5 protein-coding genes are annotated in these 5,886 nt (G+C 65.3%); all 5 read right to left on the bottom strand.

From position 1 onward, the window contains the following. Window positions 1-71 precede the first annotated feature (71 nt). Window positions 72-686, bottom strand: a complete 615-nt coding sequence (locus ACO6VM_RS19075) for a TetR/AcrR family transcriptional regulator (protein WP_125465845.1) — start codon at window positions 684-686, stop codon at window positions 72-74. Window positions 687-690: 4 nt separating this feature from the next. Continuing rightward, window positions 691-2,373 carry a class II poly(R)-hydroxyalkanoic acid synthase gene (gene phaC, locus ACO6VM_RS19070; RefSeq protein ID WP_422403652.1) on the bottom strand — a complete coding sequence of 561 codons (1,683 nt, stop codon included), beginning with the start codon at window positions 2,371-2,373 and terminating at the stop codon, window positions 691-693. A gap of 64 nt (window positions 2,374-2,437) precedes the next feature. After that, a complete protein-coding gene (gene phaZ / locus ACO6VM_RS19065) occupies window positions 2,438-3,289 on the bottom strand; it encodes a poly(3-hydroxyalkanoate) depolymerase (RefSeq protein WP_125465843.1) in 852 nt (283 codons plus the stop codon). A gap of 64 nt (window positions 3,290-3,353) precedes the next feature. Beyond that, window positions 3,354-5,033 carry a class II poly(R)-hydroxyalkanoic acid synthase gene (gene phaC / locus ACO6VM_RS19060; protein WP_390965787.1) on the bottom strand — a complete coding sequence of 560 codons (1,680 nt, stop codon included), beginning with the start codon at window positions 5,031-5,033 and terminating at the stop codon, window positions 3,354-3,356. A 336-nt stretch (window positions 5,034-5,369) separates the two neighbouring features. Continuing rightward, on the bottom strand, window positions 5,370-5,747 hold the full coding sequence (locus tag ACO6VM_RS19055; RefSeq protein WP_125465841.1) for a gamma-butyrobetaine hydroxylase-like domain-containing protein: 378 nt from the start codon (window positions 5,745-5,747) through the stop codon (window positions 5,370-5,372). Window positions 5,748-5,886: the final 139 nt, after the last annotated feature.

The following is a 5,886-nucleotide window of genomic DNA, read 5'->3' as shown; positions in this document are numbered from 1 at the left end:
CGCCCCCTCCATTGGGGGGAAACCCAACCCCCCCTGGGGAATGGGGGGAGCGGGCTTGCCCCGCGATCATTTCACCCCTCCAGATACCTCATCGCCAGCTGCTCCGCCGCCGTGCGCGCCGGCGCCTGCAAGTGCGGCGCCACCAGCATCATCACCTGGTACACCACCACCCCCACATCGCCTTCACGCCCCAGTACCCGCTGGTAATCCAGCGAACAGATCAGGGTCAGGGCGATCTGTTCCACCAATTGCCCCAAGGCTTGCGTTTCGCTGGTCACCAGGCCCTGGCTCTTGAGGCTGGCCAGCAGCGCGGCGAGGGTGCGCTTGAGCGCGTTGATCAGGCTGCGCATGCCCCGCGCCAGCTTGGGCAGGCGCCCGGTGAGGTTGGACAGGTCCTGGAACAGGAAGCGGTACTGGGCCATGCGTTCGACGATCAGGTGCAGGAACAGCCAGTAGTCCTCGGCGTCCAGGCGCACGTCCAGCGGTGGGTCGAGCAGCGGCATCAGCTGTTCTTCGAAGCGCTCGAACAGGCCGATCACCAGCGGCTCCTTGCCGTGGAAGTGGTAGTACAGGTTGCCTGGGCTGATCCCCAGTTCGTTGGCGATCTCCAGGGTCGAGACGTTAGGTTCGCCCTGGCGGTTGAACAGCAGCAGGGCGCATTCGAGGATGCGGTCGCGGGTCTTCATTCAGTCAGCGTGCCAGTACGTAGGTGCCTGGCGCGGGGGCCAGCGGTGGGTAGGTGGCGTTGCCCAGCTCGGTGCGCGGTACCTTGAGCGTACCGGAGCGCTGGCCGATCCACTCCAGCCACTGCGGCCACCAGCTGCCGTCGCGGCGCTCGGCATCGTAGAACCAGGCGCGCGGGTCACCGGACAGCTTGGGGTTATCCAGGTAGTAGGCCTTGGGGTTGCCGGGCGGGTTGATGATGCTCTGGATATGCCCACTGTGCGACAGCACGAAGCGCCGCTCGCCACCCAGCAGCAGGGCCGAGCGGTACACCGCGTCCCAGGGGGTGATGTGGTCGTTGCTGCCAGCCACGGTGAAGCTGTCCAGGTCGACTTGCTTGAGGTCGATGGGCGTACCGCACACCTCCAGCCCGTCGGGGTGGGGCAACGGGTTGTGCTTGAAGAAGTCCAGCAGGTCGCCGTGCAGGGCGGCCGGCAGGCGGGTGTTGTCGGCGTTCCAGTAGAGGATGTCGAAGGCCGGCGGGGTCTTGCCCATCAGGTAGTTGTTGACCCAATAGTTCCAGATCAGGTCGTTGGGCCGCATCCAGGCGAAGATCCGCGCCACCTCGCCGCCGTCGAGCACGCCGCGCTGATACGAGCGGCGCTTGGCCGCCTCGATGGTCTGTTCGTCGGCGAACAGGCTGGCGGGGCTGTCGAACTGGCTGTCGAGCAGGCTCACCAGGTAGGTGGCGCTGCGCACCTTGCGCAGTTGGTTCTTGGCTTGCAGGTGGCCCTGCAGCGCGGCCATGGTCAGGCCGCCGGCGCAGGCGCCCATCAGGTTCGGGTCGCGGCTGCCGCTGATGCTGCGGCAGGCGTTGAGCGCCTCTTCGAGTGCCTGCACGTAGCTCGACAGGCCCCACTCGCGGTGGCGCGGGTCGGGGTTGCGCCAGCTGATCATGAACACCTGCAGGCCGTTCTTGAGCATGTACTGGACGAAGCTGTTGGTCGGGCTGAGGTCGAAGATGTAGAACTTGTTGATCTGCGGCGGCACCACCAGCACTGGCCGGGCGTACTGCTTTTCGCTCATCGGCTTGTACTGGATCAGCTCCAGCAGCTCATTGCGAAACACCACCGCGCCAGGCGTGGCGGCGAGGTTGCCGCCGACCTCGAAGGCGCGCTCGTCCACCTGGCGTGGCAGCCCGTCGTTGTGGCGCAGGTCGTCGAGCAAGTGGCCAACGCCACGCAGCAGGCTCTGGCCGCCGGTGTTGAGCAGCTCCTTGACCGCCAGCGGATTGAGCAGTGAGTTGCTCGGGGCGATGGCGTCGTTGATCAGGTTGAACAGGAACTGCGCGCGCACGCGATCATCGTGGGACAGCGAGCTTTCCTCGACCCACAGGCGGGTCTGTTTCTGCCAGGCCAGGTAGGCCTGCAGGCTGCGCCGGTAGAACGGGTTCTGGCTCCAGGTGGGGTCACTGAAGCGGCTGTCGCGCGCGTGTGGCTGGAAGGGGGTGTCGCCGAGCATCACCCGGCCCAGGGTGCCGCCCAGCTCCAGCAGGTGTTTTGCCGTGTGCAGCGGGTGGCGCAGGCCATGGCGGCCGACATGGCGCAGCGTCGAAAGCAGGTCGCGGCCGCGCAGGCCAGTGATCGCGTTCTGCACGTTCATGCTGGTGGCCGGGACCGGTGTCGTCCCTGTTGCCGGTTTGTCTTTCATGCCAACACTCCATCGTCAGAACACAGCAAGAAGGCCCGCGCGTACTCCGTGCGCGGGGCGGGCATCAGCCGCCCGAGGCGGGCCGGGGGTGCATGACCGCGCGCTGGCGCTCTTGCTGGAGGAATTTCATGATGATCGGGGCGACGGCCTCGGCCCGGGTGATCAGGAACAGGTGGCCATCGTCGATTATGTGTAGCTGGGCATTGGGAATCCGCCAGGCCAGCAGGCGCATGTTGACCAGGGGGATCAGCGGGTCGTCGTCGCCGGCCAGCACCAGGGTGGGTTGCTGGATCTTGTGCAGCCAGTGGATGCTGGTCCAGCCGAGCCCGGCGAACAGCTGCCAGTAGTAGCCCATCTTGCCGCCGGAGCGCACTTTCGAGGCGTGGTGCAGCGCCAGGTCCGGGTCGCGGCGAAAGGCGCCGCCATAGATCATGGGGGCGATGCGGATCACGTGGGAGGGCTGGATGTAACGCCGGGGGCTGGCCATCAGCCACAGCACCTTGGGCTTGCCCGGCACCATCACCGCACCGGCGGCGGTGGCGGCCAGCACAAGCTTCTTGCAGCGCTCGGGGTAGTCGTGGGCGAACTGCTGGGCAAGCGCCCCGCCCCAGGACACACCGATGGCATTGACCTGGCCGTAGTCGAGGTAGTCGAGCATGCGCGCGGTCAACTTGGCCAGGCCGGGGAAGCGGTACGGGTGGCGCGGCGTCGACGAGCCGCCGACCCCGGGCACGTCGAAGGCGATCACTTCCAGGTCCGGGTCCAGCGCCTCGATGAACGGGAACACCAGTTCGAGGTTGGCGCCGATGCCGTTGAAGATCAGCAACGGCGTCAGGTGCGGCTTGCCCGGGCGCACCGCGGTGCGGATGGACTGATCGTCCAGCTCGACGGTGCGGAAGATGTAGGGTTGCGGCATACGCGTGACTCTGGGGTGAAGGTAGCGCCGCGATGCGCCTGCCGGCACATCACGGCGGTTGGGCTCAACGCTCGTGCACGTAGGTTCCCGGTGCGGCCTCGCCTGCGCCATAGGTGCGGTTGCCCAGCCGGGTCGGCGCCTTCTTCAGGTCCCCGGCGCGATCGCCCAGCCACGTCTGCCAGTGCAGCCACCAGGAGTCGGCGTGCTTGACCGCGTTCTCCTGCCAGGCCAGCGGGTCGTCCGGGCGGTCTTCACCGGTCATGAAGCGCGCCTTGGGGTTGCCCGGCGGGTTGAGGATGCTCTGGATATGTCCGCTGTTGGACAGCACGAATTCGATCTTGCCGCCGAACAGGTGCGCCGAGCGGTAGCACGACTGCCACGGGGTGATGTGGTCGGCGGTACCGGCGACGCTGAAGATGTCGCAGTCGACCTGCTTCAGGTCGATGGCGGTACCGCACACCTCCAGGGCATTGGCGCGGATCAGCGGGTTGTTCTTGAACATTTCGATCAGGTCGCCGTGGAAGGCGGCCGGCAGGCGCGTGGTGTCGTTGTTCCAGAACAGGATGTCGAACACGGGCGGTGAATTGCCCAGCAGGTAGTTGTTGACCCAATAGTTCCAGATCAGGTCGTTGGGGCGCATCCAGGCGAACACCTTGGCCATGTCGCTGCCCTCGAGCACCCCGGACTGATAGGAGTGGCGCTTGGCGGCCTCCAGCGTCTGCTCGTCGACGAACAGCGCCACCTCGGTGTCGATCGTGGTGTCGAGCACGCTGACCAGCAGGGTCAGGGCGTTGACCTTCTTCTCGCCCAGGGCCGCGTAGTGGCCCACCAGCGCGGTGCAGGTGATGCCACCGGAGCAGGCGCCGAGCATGTTCAGGTCCTTGCTGCCGGTGATCGCCAGCACCGCGTCGACCGCTTCCTTGAGGGCGTCGATGTAGGTGGACAGGCCCCACTCGCGCTGGGCCTTGGTCGGGTTGCGCCAGCTGATGATGAAGGTCTGCTGCTGCGAGCGCAGGCAGAAGCGCGCCAGGCTCTTTTCCGGGCTCAGGTCGAACACGTAGAACTTGTTGATCTGCGGCGGCACCACCAGCAGCGGGCGGCTGTGCACCTGCTCGGTGATGGGTTTGTACTGGATCAGTTCGAGCACGTCGTTGCGGTACACCACCGCGCCTTCGCTGGTGCCCAGGTTCTTGCCCACCTCGAAGGCTTCCATGTTCACCTGGCTGGGCATGCCGCCGTTGTTGACCATGTCCTTGGCGAGGTTGGACAGCCCGTCGAGCAGGCTCTTGCCGCCGGTTTCGAAGAAGCGCTTGATCGCCGCCGGGTTGGAGAGGGTGTTGGTCGGTGCCATGGCTTCGGTCATCAGGTTGATGACGAACTGGCCACGGGTGATGTCCTGGGGCGACAGGTCGCTTTCGCCGATCCAGTCGTTGAGTTCCTTGCGCCAGGCCAGGTAGGTCTGCAGGTAGCGCCGGTACAGTGGGTTGTTGCTCCAGGCCGGGTCCTGGAAGCGACGGTCGTCGCCACCGGGCTGCAGGCTGGATTTGCCCAGCAGCACGTTCTTCAGTTCCAGGCCGAAATGCGCCACGTGCTTGGCACTGTGCAGTGGCTGGCGAACCGCCTGGCGCAATACCGTGCGCGCCGACGTGAGCAAATCCTTACGGCGAATGCCGATGACCGGGTTCAGCCCCAGGGTGTTCTCCGAGGCCTGCCGCTGCAACTCATCGTTGTTCTTGTTACTCATCTACGACGCTCCGTTGTCCTGAGACGAGTACCGGTGTGCTGTGACAGCCCGGTACTGCTACTCGGGTGACCAGTGATAAGGAACAGCGGTGCTGCGACCGGATGCGTGTCGATGATGAGCTGCGGGGGTTTCTGCGTGTGAAGACAACCTGCTTTCGCTCGCGACCTCTACATACCGGCCTGGCCCTGCTTGCCGAAAAGGCGATGCAGGGAACTTGCCAGCTCCATTGGTTACCCGACTTTCATGTAATGCGCAAGACAGCCAGTCTTTGGCCGCCATCCACGCATTCAAGCAGATGAGATTAGAAAATGCGCTCTAAAACCTGGAGGCCCCGCGCTAGAGCATCAGCTTGACGACCGACTCGGCGGGGTCGCGGGATTTGCCGGCCTTGTGCAGTTCATCCAGATACTCGGCCCACAGCTGTTCCTGGCGCAGGCACAGTTGTTCGAGGTATTCCCAGGTGAACAACCCTGAGTCATGGCCGTCGTCGAAGGTCAGTTTCAGTGCGTATTGGCCGGCAGGCTCCAGGCCGCTGAGGCCTACGTTGATCTTGCCAAATTGCAGGATGGGATTGCCGTGGCCCTGGACCTCGGCGGAGGGGGAGTGCACCCGCAGGAACTCGGCAGGCAGGTGGTAGACCTCGCCGGGGGCGTAGGTGAGGGTGAGGGTCTTCGAGGCTTTGTGCAGGTTGATGGCGGTGGGCAGGCGGGCCATGGGCTGGAATCTCTCGGGAGCTGATACAGCAAGCTTCCAGCTTCTTGTGGAGGGATTCAAGGGCCCTATCGGGGGGGGGGGGGGGGGAACCCCCACCCAAAAAACGGCAGCTGGGGAGATGGAGCACGACAGGGGGTGG

The organism is Pseudomonas sp. GZD-209 (assembly GCF_049310485.1).
Classification (GTDB): domain Bacteria; phylum Pseudomonadota; class Gammaproteobacteria; order Pseudomonadales; family Pseudomonadaceae; genus Aquipseudomonas; species Aquipseudomonas sichuanensis.
Note: the sequence above shows the minus strand (reverse complement) of the source record. Positions and strands in the feature narration are given on the sequence as shown.